Annotated in this window: 16 protein-coding genes and 2 pseudogenes; 9 read left to right on the top strand and 9 right to left on the bottom strand. The window is 60.7% G+C overall.

Annotation, left to right across the window (positions count from 1 at the left end):
- Positions 1–9 precede the first annotated feature (9 nt).
- From trbJ to QWE_RS03120, 6 genes are all read right to left on the bottom strand, one after another.
- On the bottom strand, positions 10–756 hold the full coding sequence (trbJ, locus tag QWE_RS03095; RefSeq protein WP_006724614.1) for a P-type conjugative transfer protein TrbJ: 747 nt from the start codon (positions 754–756) through the stop codon (positions 10–12).
- Positions 753–3,257, bottom strand: coding sequence for a conjugal transfer protein TrbE (gene trbE / locus QWE_RS03100; RefSeq protein WP_006724615.1), 2,505 nt, complete (start codon positions 3,255–3,257; stop codon positions 753–755). The genes trbJ and trbE overlap by 4 nt, the downstream gene beginning before the upstream one ends.
- 10 nt (positions 3,258–3,267) lie before the next feature.
- Entirely contained in the window at positions 3,268–3,549 is a 282-nt protein-coding gene (locus QWE_RS03105; RefSeq protein ID WP_006724616.1) for a VirB3 family type IV secretion system protein, read from the bottom strand.
- The gene (locus tag QWE_RS03110; protein ID WP_006724617.1) at positions 3,549–3,890 is read right to left on the bottom strand and encodes a TrbC/VirB2 family type IV secretion system protein; all 342 of its coding nucleotides are present in this window, start codon (positions 3,888–3,890) and stop codon (positions 3,549–3,551) included. Before QWE_RS03110 ends, QWE_RS03105 begins: the two co-directional genes overlap by 1 nt.
- Positions 3,887–4,843 carry a P-type conjugative transfer ATPase TrbB gene (gene trbB, locus QWE_RS03115; RefSeq protein ID WP_006724618.1) on the bottom strand — a complete coding sequence of 319 codons (957 nt, stop codon included), beginning with the start codon at positions 4,841–4,843 and terminating at the stop codon, positions 3,887–3,889. The genes QWE_RS03110 and trbB overlap by 4 nt, the downstream gene beginning before the upstream one ends.
- A 196-nt stretch (positions 4,844–5,039) precedes the next feature.
- Positions 5,040–5,690, bottom strand: coding sequence for a hypothetical protein (locus tag QWE_RS03120; RefSeq protein WP_006724619.1), 651 nt, complete (start codon positions 5,688–5,690; stop codon positions 5,040–5,042).
- A gap of 160 nt (positions 5,691–5,850) precedes the next feature.
- Between QWE_RS03120 and QWE_RS24605 the strand changes: the two genes are divergently transcribed.
- The 3 genes from QWE_RS24605 (at position 5,851) to QWE_RS03135 (ending at position 9,762) form a co-directional block, all read left to right on the top strand.
- Entirely contained in the window at positions 5,851–6,102 is a 252-nt protein-coding gene (locus tag QWE_RS24605) for a helix-turn-helix domain-containing protein (RefSeq protein ID WP_006724620.1), read from the top strand.
- 364 nt (positions 6,103–6,466) lie between these two features.
- Complete coding sequence (locus QWE_RS03130; protein WP_006724621.1) at positions 6,467–6,754, top strand: hypothetical protein; 288 nt, start codon at positions 6,467–6,469, stop codon at positions 6,752–6,754.
- Complete coding sequence (locus QWE_RS03135; RefSeq protein WP_006724622.1) at positions 6,751–9,762, top strand: HsdM family class I SAM-dependent methyltransferase; 3,012 nt, start codon at positions 6,751–6,753, stop codon at positions 9,760–9,762. The genes QWE_RS03130 and QWE_RS03135 overlap by 4 nt, the downstream gene beginning before the upstream one ends.
- A 62-nt stretch (positions 9,763–9,824) precedes the next feature.
- Here the strand turns inward: QWE_RS03135 and QWE_RS25185 are convergent, their stop codons facing one another.
- Positions 9,825–10,337 (bottom strand): hypothetical protein, encoded by a 513-nt coding sequence (locus QWE_RS25185; RefSeq protein WP_006724623.1) that lies wholly within the window; start codon positions 10,335–10,337, stop codon positions 9,825–9,827.
- A 483-nt stretch (positions 10,338–10,820) separates the two neighbouring features.
- Between QWE_RS25185 and QWE_RS03145 the strand changes: the two genes are divergently transcribed.
- From QWE_RS03145 to modC, 5 genes are all read left to right on the top strand, one after another.
- The gene (locus QWE_RS03145; protein WP_006724624.1) at positions 10,821–11,150 is read left to right on the top strand and encodes a DMT family transporter; all 330 of its coding nucleotides are present in this window, start codon (positions 10,821–10,823) and stop codon (positions 11,148–11,150) included.
- Positions 11,147–11,521 (top strand): winged helix-turn-helix domain-containing protein, encoded by a 375-nt coding sequence (locus QWE_RS03150; RefSeq protein ID WP_006724625.1) that lies wholly within the window; start codon positions 11,147–11,149, stop codon positions 11,519–11,521. The genes QWE_RS03145 and QWE_RS03150 overlap by 4 nt, the downstream gene beginning before the upstream one ends.
- A 76-nt stretch (positions 11,522–11,597) precedes the next feature.
- Entirely contained in the window at positions 11,598–12,401 is an 804-nt protein-coding gene (modA, locus tag QWE_RS03155; protein ID WP_006724626.1) for a molybdate ABC transporter substrate-binding protein, read from the top strand.
- 3 nt (positions 12,402–12,404) lie between these two features.
- Entirely contained in the window at positions 12,405–13,073 is a 669-nt protein-coding gene (modB, locus tag QWE_RS03160; RefSeq protein ID WP_040299335.1) for a molybdate ABC transporter permease subunit, read from the top strand.
- On the top strand, positions 13,073–14,164 hold the full coding sequence (modC, locus tag QWE_RS03165) for a molybdenum ABC transporter ATP-binding protein (RefSeq protein WP_006724628.1): 1,092 nt from the start codon (positions 13,073–13,075) through the stop codon (positions 14,162–14,164). The genes modB and modC overlap by 1 nt, the downstream gene beginning before the upstream one ends.
- 90 nt (positions 14,165–14,254) lie before the next feature.
- Here modC and QWE_RS03170 read toward each other — a convergent pair.
- Positions 14,255–14,500 (bottom strand): annotated as a pseudogene (locus tag QWE_RS03170) (transposase domain-containing protein); the annotation flags it as partial.
- Between the two features lie 256 nt (positions 14,501–14,756).
- Between QWE_RS03170 and QWE_RS03175 the strand changes: the two are divergent.
- On the top strand, positions 14,757–15,944 hold the full coding sequence (locus QWE_RS03175; RefSeq protein ID WP_083872825.1) for an IS110 family RNA-guided transposase: 1,188 nt from the start codon (positions 14,757–14,759) through the stop codon (positions 15,942–15,944).
- 2 nt (positions 15,945–15,946) lie between these two features.
- Here QWE_RS03175 and tnpC read toward each other — a convergent pair.
- Positions 15,947–16,704 (bottom strand): annotated as a pseudogene (gene tnpC / locus QWE_RS03180) (IS66 family transposase); the annotation flags it as partial.

Here is a 16,704-nt window from a genome sequence, read left to right on the forward strand (position 1 = left end):
GCATGCCCCTCAGTCGTGGAACATGCGGACGCTGGACGGGCTGTAGGCCGAGCCGGTCATGAAGCGGCTGAACTGCTCTCGGGCCTGTTCCTGCGCTGCCGCAGCCCTGGCCTGTTCCAGCGCACTGGCCCTGCCCTGAGCGGCGAGCATGGCAGTCAGATCGGCGATCTGTTTTGCCTGCACAGCCAAGAGCTGATTGCCCGCCTGGGTCGCCTGCAGCACACCGACCGCCGACTGGCTCGCATCAACCAGTTCGCTGGTCTGTTGTTGCGTGCCCTCAATATTGTCGATTGCCACGGCTCCAGCCTTCAGCGAATGCTCGAAAGCGGATACCGATTGCTGCCACCGCTGTTGCGCGGCGGATGCAAGCTGAGAGGCTGACCGATCGCCTGCCGCGAAATCACGATAGGTGGCGTTGAATTGCTCTTCGATAGTCTGGACGTCATAGGCAAGCTGGTCCGCTTCCCCGAGCAGGCCTTTCATCTGGGAAAAATTCCCCTCGATCTGCGAGAGCATCGAGGTCGGCAGGCTGGTGAGGTTCTTCGCCTGATTGATCAGCATCTGCGCTTCGTTCTGAAGCGATGTGATCTGGTTCTGGATCTGCTCCAGCGCCCTGGCAGCCGATAGCAGGTTCTGGCTGTAATTCGTCGGATCGTAGACGATCAGCGCCGATGCGGGTGACGATGCCAGTGTGGCAGCAAGCACGCCGGTTGAAAGGATTCGGCGCCAGCGAACGCCCAGGGATATATGCTTCATGGGGCAATCTCCTCTTCGGGTGACAGCGGGATGGAGGCCGGACCGCTCGTCATTTCGGCCGATCGGTCGATGACGTTGGGAAGGTCGGGAACAAGATCGGCAGCCCAATGCAGGCCGTTGGCCTCAAGCCAGGCTTCCAGGAAGTAAGGGCGCGCGCCATCGCGGATCAGCGCGTCGATCAGCGCATGGTCGGTTTTGGTCGATGCGGCGCAGAGCGTCAGCGCTACAGATCCAAGGCCAAGTTCGAACAGCCGGTTTCCTCTGCGGCTCTGGCAGTAATAGTCCCGTTTCGGGGTTGCCCTTGCGATGATCTCGATCTGGCGGGCATTGAGCCCAAATCGTTCGTAGATAGAGGTGATCTGCGGCTCTATGGCCCGCTCGTTGGCGAGGAAGATGCGTGTCGGGCAGCTTTCGACGATGACGGGCGCGATAGGCGAGGCCTCGATGTCGGCGAGCGACTGTGACGAGAAGACAACGCTGACATTCTTCTTGCGCAGCGTCTTCAGCCATTCCTTGATTTTCTGGGCGAAGCCGCCGTCATCAAGTGCCCGCCAGCCTTCGTCGATGATCAGCAGGCTCGGCCGTCCGTCGAAGCGGGATTCGATGCGGTGGAACAGGTAGGAGAGAACGGCGGGCGCTGCTCCCGTGCCGATAAGTCCTTCGGTCTCGAAGGCCTGCACCTGTGCGTCGCCAAGGCATTCCATTTCTGCATCGAGCAGGCGACCGTATGGGCCACCGATGCAGTAAGGCCGCAAAGCCTGCTTGAGCACTGAGGATTGCAACAGCACCGTCAGGCCGGTGATGGTCCGCTCCCCGATGGGCGCGGAAGCCAGGGACGTCAGTGCCGTCCAGAGATGTTCCTTGATATCAGGCGTGATGGTCACGCCCTCGCGGATTAGGATATCGACTAGCCAGTCGGCGGCCCAGGCCCGTTCCGGTGTATCATGGATCCCGGCAAGCGGCTGGAGTGCCAAGGTGTCGATAGGCGATGCATCGTCGGAGAGTGAACCGCCTAAATCCTGCCAGTCGCCATTCATGGCGAGCGTTGCGGCGCGTATGCTTCCGCCGAAGTCGAAGGCAAAGACTTGGGAGCGGAGATAGCGGCGGAACTGCAGGGCCATCATCGCCAGCAGCACGGATTTCCCCGCGCCGGTCGGACCGACAACCATGGTGTGGCCGACATCGCCGACATGCAGCGAAAACCGGAACGGCGTCGATCCCTGGGTGCGCGCATAAAACAGCGGCGGCGCGTCGAAATGTTCGTCCTTCGCCGGTCCCGCCCAGACTGCGGACAGGGGGATCATGTGGGCGAGGTTCAGCGTCGAGATCGGCGGCTGGCGGACATTGGCATAGGTCTGGCCGGGAATGCTGCCAAGCCATGCCTCGATGGCATTGACGCTTTCGGCGATCGCCGTGAAGTCGCGTGACTGAATGACCTTTTCCGTCAGCCGCAGTTTCTCGTCGGCGATCGCCGGATCGGTGTCCCAGACCGTCACCGTGGCAGTCACGTAGACTTCGCCAACCTGATCGGAGCCGAGATCCTGCAGGGCTGCATCGGCATCGGCTGCCTTGTTGGCGGCATCGCTATCGACCAGCACCGATTGCTCGTTGGTCAGCACTTCTTTCAGGATCGCGGCAATGGATTTGCGCTTGGCGAACCACTGCCGCCTGATCTTCGTCACCAGCCGGGTGGCATCGGTCTTGTCGAGCATGATCGCCCGGGTGCTCCACCGATAGGGAAACGCCAGCCGGTTGAGATCGTCGAGGATGCCGGGAAAAGTGACCGTCGGAAACCCGATCACCGTCAGCGTCCGCAGATGGAAATCACCAAGCCTCGGCTCCAGGCCGCCGGCCAAAGGCTGATCGGCCAGCAGCGCGTCCAGGTGGACAGGTGTTTCTGGAACACGGACACGATGGCGTTTGGTGGAAATGGTCGAATGCAGATAGGTTAGCGTCTCTGCATCATCCAGCCATCCGGCTTCCGGAACGAAGCCTTCCACGAGATGGAGGATACGATCCGTTCTGTCGACGAAGCTGTTTAGCAGCTCCCACGGATCGACCCCGCCTTTTTCCCGCCCCTCGTAAAGCCAGCTCTCGATACGCGAGGCTTCTTCGGCGGGTGGCAGCCACACGAAGGTCAAGAAATAGCAGCTCTCGTAGAGAAGCCCGGATTCCTCGAATTGTTCGCGCCGCTCTATGTCGAGAAGCGCGGATGCCGAATCCGGAAACAGGCTTGCTGGATAGTCGGTGGCGGAATTCCTCTGGGCTTCAACGAAGATCGCCCATCCGGAGCCAAGGCGACGCAAGGCGTTGTTCAGCCGTGCCGTGGTGCCGACCAACTCGGACGGCGTGGCGCTGTCGAGATCGGGTCCGCGAAACCTGGCAGTGCGCTGGAACGACCCGTCCTTGTTCAAGACCACGCCTTGTGCGATCAGCGCCGCCCATGGCAGGAAGTCAGCCAATTGTGAGGAGCGTTTGCGGTATTCTGCAAGGTTCATCATCGGCAAGACCTCACACGCCCATATGCGCCGGATAGCGAAGGTGCCTGCGCCCGACATCGACGAACTGCGCATCGCGTTTGGCTGCCCAGACGGCCGCGAAATGGCCGATGGCCCAGATCACGAGCCCAGCAATCCAGAGGCGAAGGCCAAGGCTGACGGCAGCCGCGAGCGTGCCGTTGGCGATGGCCACTGCACGGGGAGCGCCACCGAGCAGGATCGGCTCGGCGAGCGAACGGTGGACGGTGGCGTAGAAGCCGCGAACCTCATCTTCCTGCTGAAAACCGCCGACCATCAGACCAGCGCTCCGCCGCCGAAAGAGAAGAAAGAAAGGAAGAAGGAACTGGCCGCAAATGCGATACTCAAACCGAAGACGATCTGAATCAGCTTGCGGAAGCCGCCGGACGTGTCGCCAAAGGCGAGCGCCAGGCCGGTGGCAATGATGATGATCACCGCCACGATCTTGGCGACCGGCCCTTCTATGGATTCCAGGATCTGCTGCAGCGGCTCCTCCCACGGCATGGACGAGCCGGAGGCATGAGCGGGTGCCGCCATCAGCAGCGCGATTGACGCGAGCGCCGTCGCATGGACAAGACGATTGCGAACACGAAACATAGATGAGACAGACGTATTCATTGCTGGTCTCCTTTCCGGATAGGTTGGTGAGCGGGAGAAAGGTGAGCGCTGACGGTGCGATAGTCGCCGGTGACGGGCTCGAGCCCATCGACCAGGGCGATTTCGACAAGTCGGCGGGCGGCACCGCGGCCGGACAGAACGGCGATGATGTCGATAGTGTCGGCGATGAGCGCACGGGGGACAGTGACGACGGCTTCCTGCACGAGCTGCTCCAGCCGCCGCAGCGCTCCGATCGCCGTGTTGGCGTGGATCGTGCCGATACCGCCGGGATGGCCGGTGCCCCAGGCCTTCAGGAGATCGAGCGCTTCCGCCCCGCGTACCTCTCCGATCGGAATGCGGTCCGGCCGCAGGCGCAGCGACGACTTCACAAGATCGGAGAGTGAGGCAACCCCATCCTTGGTACGCAGCGCGACAAGGTTCGGTGCCGCGCATTGCAACTCGCGGGTATCCTCGATCAGCACCACGCGATCGGGCGTCTTGGCGACTTCCGCCAGCAGAGCATTGGTGAGGGTCGTCTTTCCGGTGGATGTGCCGCCGGCCACCAGAATGTTCTTGCGCTTCTGCACCGCCAGTCGAAGCACCTCGGCCTGGTCCTTGGTCATGATGCCGGCGGCGACATAATCGGAGAGCGCGAAGACAGCGACAGCAGGTTTGCGGATGGCGAAGGTGGCGGCGGCAACGACAGGCGGCAGCAATCCCTCGAAGCGTTCACCGGTTTCCGGCAGCTCGGCCGAGACGCGGGGTGAGCCGGCGTGAACCTCGGCGCCAACATGATGGGCGACCAGCCGCACGATGCGCTCCCCATCGGCCGGGAACACGGTATCGGCTGTGGCGACAAGACCTTCCTTCAGACGATCGACCCACAAACGCCCGTCCGGGTTCAGCATCACTTCAACGATGCTGGGATCTTCGAGATAGCGGGCGATGGCTGGACCGAGCGCCGTCCGAAGCATTCGTGCGCCCCGTGATACAGCCTGCCCTTCGTAACGATGATTGGCCATGATGCCCCCGTTTGGGCCATCCGCAAAACGGGCAGATGGCGACAGGGACAATCAAGAAAGGCACAAATTCCGTGCCGGCAACACGATTCTTTCCAAGGTCGTAGACGCTCGTAGAGGAGCGAAAAAATACTTGCGAAGCGCGGACCTGCTACACAGCCGAAGGTCCGCTACGGATATTGAGCAGGTCCGCCATCGCAGCCCGAATCTGCGGCCACGGGAATTCATCGGCTGGACTGTCTTCTCCCATGGCAAGAACAGCATGCAACTTTGCAGCCACACCGGCAACCGAGTGAGCCTGCTTCGCAAACAGCTCATTCAATCGTTCCGCCCGCAGCGCAAAGGCTTCGTCTTCCGCCTGCTTGGCACGACTGTATCCCAGCCGCTCGTCCAGCGTGTCCCAGACGGCCTGCCTCTCTGCCAAAACCGCTTGCGCACGCATCTTCGCCTCGGCATCTGCCGGCACATCGCCAAATCGGCGATCGATTTCCTCCACGGAGAATGCCGCCACCACGTAATCCTGATCGGGCAAGGCAATGTCGACGTGGGGAAAACCGAGAGCATCGATCAGAGCGGTTTCAAGGCGCTGCTGTCTTCGGCAGAGCTTTTCGACCTGCTGATGCGCCGCCCACCATTCCTGCCACAACATCAGCGCCGGATCGCCACGGTTGGTACGACCGTAAACGAAATAAAGCCCCACATCCACGCCACCAACCTGCCCCGCCAGCCACGTCGCGGACGCGGAAAGCAATCTGCGTCGCGTGACGACAGGCAAAGTTCTGCTATTGTCGGAATCAGCCATGATCCGAGTTCCTATCAACTTGGGTTACGGTCAGGCTGTGCTATGTGTTACGAGCACCTAGTACAGCCGCCGTATCTATGCCGCGCACCGTCGGCAGGCAAAGGCAACTGAACCACAAACTATCACATGAACCAAAATCATTCAAACTGAAACAAACAACATGAAGCCGATAACAGGGGCTCAAATACGGGCCGCACGTGGATTGATCCGTTGGACCGCACAAGATCTTGCCCTTGCCGCGAAGGTCGGAATCTCTACTGTTCGTCGCGCAGAAGCGGAAGACACGGCATCGAAGATAACCGCTGCAAATCTCAATGCCATTCAATCAGCGCTGGAAAATGCAGGGATTGAATTTATCCCGGAAAATGAGGGCGGTGCCGGGGTGAGATTTGCGAAGCCCTCAAACGCGTAGAGGAAAACTGAGGAGCCTCTGAGCTAAGGCTTTGCTGCGTCCGAAGGTGAGGCTCCGTGATAGACCAAGACGAGAGCAAAAAGAAGACGCGCCTGAGCCGCAGGCGTGCTCTGACGGGCCAGATGTCGTTAAGCTTCGCGTCAAAGTCTGCCCGCAATGAAATGGCTGCTCCATTACAAACCTCCCGTTTGCAGCAGAGATTCGGATTTGTCGCGTTTTGGGAAACCAAAGGGTGGCCGACAGCGAGGAGCTGTGTCAGTCGCCGCCACGCTTCATTGACAACAGAGAGTGCTCATAAGACGTTGCACACATCGTTTTATGTGCTATGACACATCAAATCGTGTGCCTAGATGGAAGTGAAGCTTTGCCATACGTCGAATTTCTCGCCGAACTGGAGCGCGCTGGACTAAGCGTGCGTAGCTTCGCAGACCTGATCGGCATGAACCCCAATTCGATCACGAACTACGCGGGACGCGGGGATGTGCCTCAACATATTGCCTTGGTAACCGTCCTCGTCGCCGAAATGTCCGCCAATGGGATCGACTATCGGGCTGCAATTGCCAAGGTCGCGCCGACGCGACAGCCTCGGGGAGCGACGCGGCGCGGCTCCTTCGGTGGGGACCGTCAGGCCAACTTGGATCTGCGGTCATGACTCAGTGGTTGAACTGGTTGGACGATCTCGGCGCCGACCCCCGATCTCTGCATTCACTCGAGAGGGAAAGCGCCGAACTCCTTCCCTACGCGACACTCACTAATGCGCGTCGGCGGGGAGACTCGATCCTGCGGATCGTCGGAGCCGTGTACGAATGGCAGGATGCACCGCTCGTTTTCTTGGTCGATGCCGCCGAGGTTCAGAGCGCCAACGACGTCCACAAACTTCGTCGCCTTCTCGCGATGCGCGGCGACGCACCTTATCTCGGAGTCGTGTCACCGGGCCGCCTTGAGATCTACGCGATCGCGTTGGACACCAAGACCCCCGCGCAGGCGAGAGTGGCGACAGAGGAATCGACCGCCGCAGGCCGGGCGTTTTTTCCCACCCTCGCCAACCGCCGGCCGAAGGCGATGCAGTCCAAGCGTGGGTGGATATCCAACGTCGTCCTAAACCTCCTAACAGAATCGATTGATAAGCTCATCGCTCTCGAAATCGGTCATGGCGACGCAATCTCCCTGGTCGGTCGTGCGCTCTTCGCCCGCTTCCTAGCGGATCGCGACCTCCTGCCTGAAGCGTTTTCCATGCCGCAGGTCGCCGCCTCATTGTTCGACACTCCGCACAGCGCTCGGGCCACCTGCCAATGGCTCGACGACACCTTCAACGGCGATCTGCTGCCGCTGTCAGCCGCCCTTTTCCAGACTCTGTCGCCACCGGCCTATGGTGTGCTCGGCAACATCATGCGCAAGGCGCAAGGTCGGCAGCTTTTTTTGGGCTGGGCGGAACGTTGGGATCAGCTCGACTTCGCCCACATCCCTGTCGGGGTGCTCAGCCAAGCATATGAGCTCTACCTTCGCAGCCACGAGCCGACGAAGCAGCGCAAGGAGGGCGGCTTCTACACTCCGCGACCGATAGCGGATCTCTTGGTGCGCGCCTCGTTTCGTGCCCTAGAACGCAACGGCTCAAGCGCCACAGCGCGCATCCTCGACCCGGCAGCAGGTGCAGGCATCTTTCTTCTATCCGCGTTCCGCGAGTTGGTGGCGGCGCGGTGGCGCGCTGACGGCAAACGACCTGATACGCAGCGCCTGCGCGAGATCCTGTACGATCAGATCGCGGGCTTCGACGTCAACGAAGAAGCCCTGCGTTTTTCGGCACTTGCGCTCTATCTCATATCTATCGAACTAGATCCTGAGCCACAGCCCGTCGATAAGCTGCGCTTCGATGATCTGCGGGGCAATGTGCTCCATCTCTTGGTCGGACCAGACGACCAGCCCGGCGCCAAGCTCGGCAGCCTCGGCCCGCTGGTCAGCGACGAGCATCAGGGTCGCTACGACATGGTCGTCGGCAATCCGCCCTGGGCTACCGGCACCAAGCTTCGCGACTGGTCACTCGTCCTCCAGGCCGTCACGCGGATCGCGAGCGAGCGTCAGGAGGCTGAAATCGCGCCGCTTTTGCCCAACGAGGCGCTCGATCTCCCCTTCGTCTGGCGGGCGATGGAGTGGGCGAAACCTGGCGGCCAAATCGCGTTCGCGCTCCACGCCCGCCTGCTGTTCCAACAGGGCGACGGGATGGCCGACGCACGGCGAGCGATCTTCCAAGCGCTGGATGTGACATCGGTCATCAATGGCGTGGAGCTTCGCCAGACGAAGGTCTGGCCAGAGATTACCGCACCGTTCTGCTTGCTCCTCGCTACCAACCAGCGGCCAGCAGTCGGCGCTGGATTTCGTCTTATCACCCCCCGGTTGGAATCGGACCTGAATGCTGCGGGAGTCATGAGGATAGACGCACAGTCAGCAGAAATCGTCGCGACCCAGCATATGATTGAGACCCCCGAACTGCTTAAGGCGCTGTTTCGAGGCTCGAAGGCCGACGTCGGTTTGCTTGAGCGTCTTCGAGCCAAGGGACTTCCCACGCTTGAGTCATTTTGGCTCGAGGCCATCGGCGTTTCCAGCCGAGGGCGCCTCGCAGGCGCGGGGCGCGGTTACCAGACACTCAAACCCAGCAGCCGGACTCGCAAAAACGGCGATGGTCTACCCGGGGCGGACGCTGGGTACCTCCATGGTTTGCCGGACGTCACGATCGCAAGTCTCGATGACGTAGTGATCGATTCCGCGCAACTCGATCCGTTCCAGCACGCGCGCGTCCATGATCCGCGGGATCCGAGGCTGTTTGCCGCGCCTATCACCGTGGTCCACAAGGTCCCCTCAGCCGAGCACGGTCGGATTCGAGTGGCAGTTTCATACAGGCCCGTTGCTTACAACGAGAACTTCTACGGCTACTGCGCAGGTGAGATGCCTGATGCCGAGCCGTTCTCGCGCTATCTCGCACTGGTTCTGGGCAGCAAGTTCGCTCTGTGGCTGACCCTCATGACGAGCGGAGAATTCGGTTTCGAGCGTGAGGTCGTTGAGAAGGCGGCGCTCGATCGCATCCCGTTGCCTGATTTTCGCGAATTTAAAGCATCTCGGCTAAGCGATATCGACGAGCTTTTTGAAGGCCTCCGACAAACATCTGTGACCTGGGACGTCGTAGATAGATGGGTGGCCGATCTGTACGGACTCGGTCCAACTGACTTACAGACCATCGCCGATACTCTCGCCTACAACCTTCCGTTTGCTGAGAATAAGGCCGCCGCCCAAACTCGCCCAGACGCCGACGCAGTCGGCTTCTTCTGCGCCCGCTTGCGGGACGAGCTCGCGCCGTGGACCAAACGACTCAACACAGAAATCCGCGTATCTCCGGTTCGCAATTCAGGGTCATCACCGTGGCTCGGCATCCAGCTAGGAACCAATGCGAGTACGGTGGATGCTATCGACGATGCCGATTGGCAGGGATTGTTGTCCGTCGCGGACGCCAGCGCTGCGAGTGAACTTTTGGTCGAAGATCCAGGGGGCAGTTTGATTATCGGCCGTTTGGCGCAGAGCCGCTATTGGAGCAAGACCCAAGCACGCCTCCTTGCGCAGCATATCGTCTGGTCGCACCTGAATGTGCTGAAAGGTCCGGCGCGGGGATGAGTTCAGCTTTAGCACCTCGACCCGATCAAATAGCGGAGCTGACGCGCGGTCTGGACCTGCCGCTAGCGGCAATCGACGATTTTCATCTGCAGATCCTCGCCGAGGGGGTGACGCAAGCCTTCAAGGATATCCGCTTCGACATGCCAAGCACGGTAGCGGGGGGCGATGAAGCGGAACTCACCGCCCTTCTGGAAGCCCGTCTCAATACCATGATTGACGAAGAACCGCTGTGGCGGCAACTCGTTGCGTGCGTCGTCAGAGGCAAGGAAAGCCTCAGCTTCGATGGAACGCATTTGGAAAAGCGGCCCGATCTCTCCATTCACCTGACAGATCGATCGCGCCGGTTCCCGTTGATCGCCGAAGCCAAGATCATAGACGCCGTCAAGGGCGAGACCCTCTATTGCAGCCAAGGTGTTCGGCGCTTCCTCGATGGGGAGTATGGCTGGGGAGGACGCGAAGCCTTCATGATCGCTTATGTCCGCGATGAATCGACGCTCGCGGCGCGCCTCGCACCATATCTTGCGTCGCCAGCTCAGGCCGCAGCCTATGCTGTTGAAGATGGGTTTACTGCCCATGATCCCGCGCTCGGGGATTGTGGACGAACACGACACGGCAGATCATACCTCTATGCTCACATATCGCCGCCTGCCAATGACCCTGGTCCGATCGCCTTGTGGCACTTGTGGTTGGACGCGTCCGCGATTAGTTAGCCGTGAGTAAGCGTTCCGCAGCGTTAAATACTAACCGCTCCTCCTATGGCGCCAATAGTCGATTCATGCAGTAACTGCCACCCGGCGAGAACCAGCAGTATCATGCTATCGTGTCCACGGACCATGCTGCGAGCTTTTGGCGGTTAACGCATTGGCACACAGTAAGCGATGTTCCCGCCACACGTCTTCGGATGGAATTCGGACTTCGGTGAGAGGATATCGCCACTGGGTGCGATGACAGCCGGACCGATACCGTCATTGCCGCCACGGAAAATTTCCCTATTCTTTCCTCGCGCAGCAACAGAACCAGCGCCCTGCTGGTAACGGTTTCAGGTTCACGAGGGTCATATGGGTTGGATGTATCTTCTGCTCGCTGGATCGGCGGAGATCATTTACGCGGTGGCCATGCCGAAGACCGATGGCTTCACAAAACTCGGACCAAGCCTGTTTTGTCTCTTCTTCATCGCTGCCAGCATGTATCTGCTGTCGCTTGCCACACGAACGATCCCGATCGGCACGGCTTATGCGGTCTGGGTCGGCATTGGTGCGATTGGCACTGCCGCCTATGGCGTGATCGCGCTTGGTGAGGACCGTAGCGTCCTTCGGCTCCTTTGCTTTGTGCTGATCCTCGCAGGAATTGTTGGCTTGAAGCTGCTCTCCAGCGAAGCCAAATCATGACAACGAAAACGAAACCCCATCCCCGCTTCCGCTTTCGCCTGCTGCTGGGCCAGTCCATCGCTGTTGGTCCCGGAAAGGCCGATCTGCTTGCCGCGATTGCCGAGACGGGGTCGATATCGGCGGCCGGGCGCTCGATGGGCATGAGCTACAAGAAGGCCTGGCATTTGGTCGACACCATGAACAAGTGCTTCAAGACGCCGCTGATCGAGACCAGCAAGGGCGGCAAAGGATATGGCGGTGCGACGCTGACCCCGTTGGGTCAAGAAGTTCTCAGCCGTTACCGCGCCATCGAGGCCAAGGCCTTTGCCGCCGTGACAGATGAACTCGCCGCCTTTGATGACATGATCGTCGACACCCCTCCGCAAGGCTGACATTGGGGGTACGTCCGCCTCTTGCATGGCGCAGGCCAGTCGATATAGTTTCGTGGACACATCGGAGGAGACAGACATGCAGGCAACATCCATGACACGTCGCATCCTGCTCTCACTGGGGCTGGGTGCGGCGATGACGTTTTCCACCGCACATGTCTTGGCGCAGGATGTTGACGTGCCAGTCATCGCCGCCGCCGCCGACCTCAACTTCGCCGTGACTGAACTTGCCGCAGCCTTCAAGGCGGAGACGGGCAAGGCGGTCAAACTCTCCTTCGGCTCGACGGGGAACTTCGCCACACAAATCCGCGAAGGCGCACCTTTCCAACTGTTCATGGCCGCCGATCAGAAGTTCATCGCCGACCTGCATCAGGACGGCCTCACCAGGGACGAAGGTGATCTCTACGCCGAAGGCCGCATCGTACTGATGGTACCCCATGCCTCGGTGCTGAAAGCCGACGAGGCCATGGACGATCTGGCGGCAAAACTGGACGCTGGCGAGATCACCCGCTTTGCCATCGCTAATCCGGAACATGCACCCTACGGTCAACGTGCCGAGGAAGCGCTGAAGCATCGTGGTCTCTGGGAGAAGGTGCAGCCCCGTCTCGTGCTCGGCGAAAACGTCAGCCAAGCGGCACAGGTCGCGCTATCGGGCAATACAGAGGGTGGCATCATCGCCTATTCACTGGCGCTGGCACCACAGGTACGCTCAAAGGGTGAGTTTGCTCTGATCCCACATGACTGGCACGAACCGCTGTTACAACGCATGGCGCTTCTCAAGAATGCCGGACCGGTCGCCGAGGAATTCTATGCCTTCCTGAAAACCCCGAGGGCACGTGAGATCATGAAGAAATACGGCTTCGTGCTGCCGACCGAGGACTGAGACTTGGACTGGACAGCTCTGTTCCTGTCGTTACGGCTTGCAGGATGGACGGTGGCGATCCTGCTTCCGGTCTCTATTCTGGCCGGGCGCTTCCTGGCCTACCGCCAGTTCCGGGCCAAGGGCGTGGTGGAAGCCATTGTCATGCTGCCTCTGGTGCTGCCGCCCACTGTCTTCGGCTTCTATATGCTGGTGGCTTTTGGTCGAAATTCGCCTGTGGGCGCTTTCTGGCAGGCGACCTTCGGCCATCAGCTCGTGTTCACCTTCGAAGGACTTCTGCTGGCCTCGGTGATCTTCAACCTTTCCTTCGCCATCCAGCCTGCGCAACGTGGCTTCGAGGCGGTTCCGGTCGAGGTCCGCGAGGCGGCGGCCTGTTGCGGCATGTCGCCATGGCGCAGCCTCTGGCGGGTTGAACTGCCGCTTGCCTGGCCCGGCGTGATGACTGCCATGGTGCTGACCTTCGCCCATACGCTGGGCGAGTTCGGCATCATCCTGATGATGGGCGGTTCGATCCCCGGCGAAACCAAAACGATTGCCATTGCGATCTACGACCGCGTGCAGGGCTTCGACATGGCCGGAGCGGGCATCATGTCGGCGACGCTCGTGGCGATCTCGCTGGTTACCATCGCGGCAACCTACATGCTTTCGGCGCGTGTGGGTCGGAGATTGTCCTGATGACACTGGAGGTCATGGCACGGGCGGACACGCCCATTCCGCTTGAAGCGTCCTTCAGCGTTGAACCCGGTGAACTGCTGGCGCTTGTCGGTCACTCGGGCTCTGGCAAGACTACGCTGTTGCGCACGATCGCGGGGCTATGGCGGCCTCAGACGGCGCGTGTATCGGTGGATGGTGCCGTCTGGCTCGACACGGCTGCAGGTATAAACCTTGCACCGCACAGGCGGCATGTCGGCGTCGTCTTCCAGAACTACGCGCTGTTTCCCCATATGACGGCAGCACAGAACGTGATGGCGGCGATGGACCAGGGGGCCACGAACCCGCGAGCCGAGGCCGAGCGTCTTCTCGCCCTTGTCAACCTGCCGGGCCTCGCCGAGCGCAAGCCCGCGCAGCTTTCCGGTGGCCAGCAGCAGCGTGTCGCGGTGGCCCGCGCGCTTGCACGACGGCCACAGGCCCTCCTGCTCGACGAACCCTTCTCCGCCGTCGACCGTGCCACACGCGATCGCCTCTACGACGAGATCATTGCCTTGCGCACGCACCTCAAAATGCCGGTGGTCCTCGTCACCCACGACATGAACGAAGCCCAATTATTGGCCGACCGGATGGTGGTGATCGAGAAGGGCCGTGTCATCCGCGAAGGCACGACGGCCGAGGTGATGGCTGATCCTGATGCCTTGCGTGCAATGGGCATCCGAGAGGTCGCCGCCATGCTTCCGGCGGTAATCGTCGAACATGCGCAGGATGGACTGACCTGTCTCGACGCCCCATCGGGGCCGCTGTTTCTACCGACCATCGAAGGGCTGCCCGGCACAAAGGTTCGTGTGCGCATCATGGCGCATGAAGTCATCCTCGCCAAGGCAAGGCCTGAGGGACTGTCCGCGCAGAACATTCTGGCCGGGACGATCTCAGCCATCACCCCCGGAACGGGACCAGGCGTGATCGTCCACATCCGGGTGGGTGACGACGAAATCCTCGCCCGCATCACACGCCGGGCGGTCCAGCAACTCGATCTTCAGCCTGGCGATGCGGTCCACGCCATCATCAAGTCGATGTCGGTCGCCCGCGATCACGTCGCACGATCGGCGGTTTGAGCTTGGTCGTGAACAATAGAGTTATCGATCACAAAGCGATCGCATCCCTCAATGGCGGCAGATCGCGGCACGATCTGCTCCGCCGCCGTGCTAGCGTAGCGATGAGCCTTTACGCCAAGGCAGCAACTCGTCAATCCGGTTCTGCTTGTGACCGCTGACGATGGCGGTGAGCGTGGCGGTCAGATACGCCTGAGGATCGACAGCGTTGAGCTTGCAGGTCTCGATGAGCGAGGCGATTGTCGCCCAGTTCTCGGCCCCGGCATCGTGCCCGGCAAAGAGCGCGTTCTTCCGATTGAGGGCAATCGGCCGGATCGTGCGCTCGACGCTGTTGTTATCGGGCATGTTGTCATCGGCGCCCCACGAACGCTCGGCAGATTCTATCCTGTCATGTTAGAATTGTCGTGTCGGGACAGGGGCGTCGGAGTGCGAAGAAGCGGGCAGGCCGAATTGACTTTGAGCTGCGAGCTCGCGTTGTTATCTGGCCGCCCCTGCGACTATCCCGTCTGCGCTGCGAGCGCGTATCCGTAGATGTCGCACAGCCCGCGCACTCCCCCATCAACAACATGGAGGATTTTACATGCGGTCGATCGGAATGGATGTTCATCGAAGTTTTGCGCAGGTCGCGGTTCTTGACCAGGGCAAGGTCATGGAAGAATTCCGGGTGGAACTGGATTACGACGCTGTGTTGGGCTTTGGTCAGACGCTTCAGAAAGATGACGAAGTCATACTGGAAGCGACCGGGAACACCTCGGCCATCGTAAGGTTGCTGACGCCGTTCGTGGCCAAGGTCGTGATCGCGAACCCGCTTCAGGTGAAGGCCATCGCCCACGCGCGCGTGAAGACCGACAAAGTCGACGCGCGGATTCTGGCGCAGCTTCATGCCGCCGGCTTCTTGCCAGAGGTCTGGGCGGCGGATGATGATACCCTGAATCTGCGTCGTCTCGTGTCGGAGCGCGCGGCGCTCGTGCGATCAGTGCGACGAGTGAAGAGCCGGGTTCAGGCCGTTCTCCACGCTAATCTCGTGCCGAAATACTCGGGACATCTGTTCGGAAATGGCGGCAGAGACTGGCTCTCCAAGGCCCCGTTGCCCAAGGCAGAGCGCGATCTCCTCGGCCGCCATCTCGATGAACTGGACTGGCTGAAGGGCAAGCTCGAAAAGCTGGATGGTGCCATGGCGCGAATTGCGCTTAACGACACTCGCACGCGTAAGCTGATGACGATCGCCGGAGTAAATTCCGTGGTGGCCACGGCGGTGATAGCCGCCATTGGCGACATCTCCCGGTTCCCGACGCCCGACCGGCTTGCGAGCTACTTCGGCTTGACCCCACGGGTGCGCCAGTCCGGCGATCGCGGCGCAATCCATGGCCGCATCTCGAAACAGGGAAACGCAATTGCCAGAACGATGCTGATTGAAGCTGCCTGGTCGGCCGCCTCGGTCCCGGGACCGCTGCGCGCCTTCTTTCTCCGGATCAAGGACCGCAAAGGCCTCAACGTCGCGGCGGTCGCCACGGCGCGCAAGATCGCAAATCTGATCTGGCAGTTGCTGACCAAGGAGGCTCCCTACAGATGGGCTCGGCCCGCCTTTGTCGCCATGAAGATGCGCAAGCTTGAACTTCGTGCCGGCGCTCCCAAAGCACATGGGCCCGCTGGTCCCGCCCGCGATTACTGGATCAAGGAAATCCGCCATCGAGAGATGGAGCTCGTTGCACAGGCGGAGGCAGCTTACGCGGCCATGGTCGAAGCCTGGAGAGATAGGCCACCTAAACCACAAAAAGGTTGAGAAAGGGGCTGTTCAACAACATCCGTGTCGATTTCGACACGGCCATCATCGATGTAGACGCTCAAGGCAACCCATCGAGAGAGGGCATATCGCATCGCCTCGGCCAGCTTCTGCTTCTGTGGCAGCGTAGAAAGCGTGGCTTCAATCCAGGCCTTGAGCTCGTCCAGAACGGGCCGGGCATGGTGTTGGCGCAGGGTACGCCGCTCGTCAGCCGACATGCCGCAGATACGGCTCTCGATATCGTAGAGTGCGCCGATGCGCGACAGCGCTTCTTCCGCGATCGGTGACGGCTTCAGTTTGATCACATCATGGAACTTGCGGCGCACATGCGCCATGCAAGCGGCCTCAACGATCTGGTTGCCATAGGGTTTTTGTAGCCCCCATAACCGTCGGCATGCATGACGCCGCTGAAGCTTGCCAGGTGGTCAGCCGGATGCGCCCCCTTGCGGTCAGGGCTATAGTAATAGGCGATGGCTGCGGGAGTGGCGGATTGATAGCCACTGCCGCCGAAGACGTAGACCCAGACCCTGCCGGTTTTTGTCTTGCCCCGTCCGGGGTCGAGAACATCGACCGGGGTATCGTCCGTATGTATTCGGTCGAGTGCTGCAATATGGGCCCGGATCAACAAGACGAGTGGTGTCAGTAAAGCAGATACGCGGCCGACCCAGTCGGCCATCACGGACCGGGAGATGTCTATCCCCAACCGGTCGTACATCTCGGACAGGCGGTAGAGGGGAATGTGATCGTCGAATTTGGCTAT

It is taken from the genome of Agrobacterium albertimagni AOL15, assembly GCF_000300855.1.
GTDB lineage: Bacteria > Pseudomonadota > Alphaproteobacteria > Rhizobiales > Rhizobiaceae > Allorhizobium > Allorhizobium albertimagni.

Coding starts and splice junctions, on each gene's coding strand:
- trbJ (WP_006724614.1), bottom strand. CDS start 756: ATGAAGCATATATCCCTGGGCGTTCGCTGGCGCCGAATCCTTTCAACC.
- trbE (WP_006724615.1), bottom strand. CDS start 3,257: ATGATGAACCTTGCAGAATACCGCAAACGCTCCTCACAATTGGCTGAC.
- QWE_RS03105 (WP_006724616.1), bottom strand. CDS start 3,549: ATGGTCGGCGGTTTTCAGCAGGAAGATGAGGTTCGCGGCTTCTACGCC.
- QWE_RS03110 (WP_006724617.1), bottom strand. CDS start 3,890: ATGAATACGTCTGTCTCATCTATGTTTCGTGTTCGCAATCGTCTTGTC.
- trbB (WP_006724618.1), bottom strand. CDS start 4,843: ATGCTTCGGACGGCGCTCGGTCCAGCCATCGCCCGCTATCTCGAAGAT.
- QWE_RS03120 (WP_006724619.1), bottom strand. CDS start 5,690: ATGGCTGATTCCGACAATAGCAGAACTTTGCCTGTCGTCACGCGACGC.
- QWE_RS24605 (WP_006724620.1), top strand. CDS start 5,851: ATGAAGCCGATAACAGGGGCTCAAATACGGGCCGCACGTGGATTGATC.
- QWE_RS03135 (WP_006724622.1), top strand. CDS start 6,751: ATGACTCAGTGGTTGAACTGGTTGGACGATCTCGGCGCCGACCCCCGA.
- QWE_RS25185 (WP_006724623.1), bottom strand. CDS start 10,337: ATGGGCAGTAAACCCATCTTCAACAGCATAGGCTGCGGCCTGAGCTGG.
- QWE_RS03145 (WP_006724624.1), top strand. CDS start 10,821: ATGGGTTGGATGTATCTTCTGCTCGCTGGATCGGCGGAGATCATTTAC.
- QWE_RS03150 (WP_006724625.1), top strand. CDS start 11,147: ATGACAACGAAAACGAAACCCCATCCCCGCTTCCGCTTTCGCCTGCTG.
- modA (WP_006724626.1), top strand. CDS start 11,598: ATGCAGGCAACATCCATGACACGTCGCATCCTGCTCTCACTGGGGCTG.
- modC (WP_006724628.1), top strand. CDS start 13,073: ATGACACTGGAGGTCATGGCACGGGCGGACACGCCCATTCCGCTTGAA.
- QWE_RS03175 (WP_083872825.1), top strand. CDS start 14,757: ATGGATGTTCATCGAAGTTTTGCGCAGGTCGCGGTTCTTGACCAGGGC.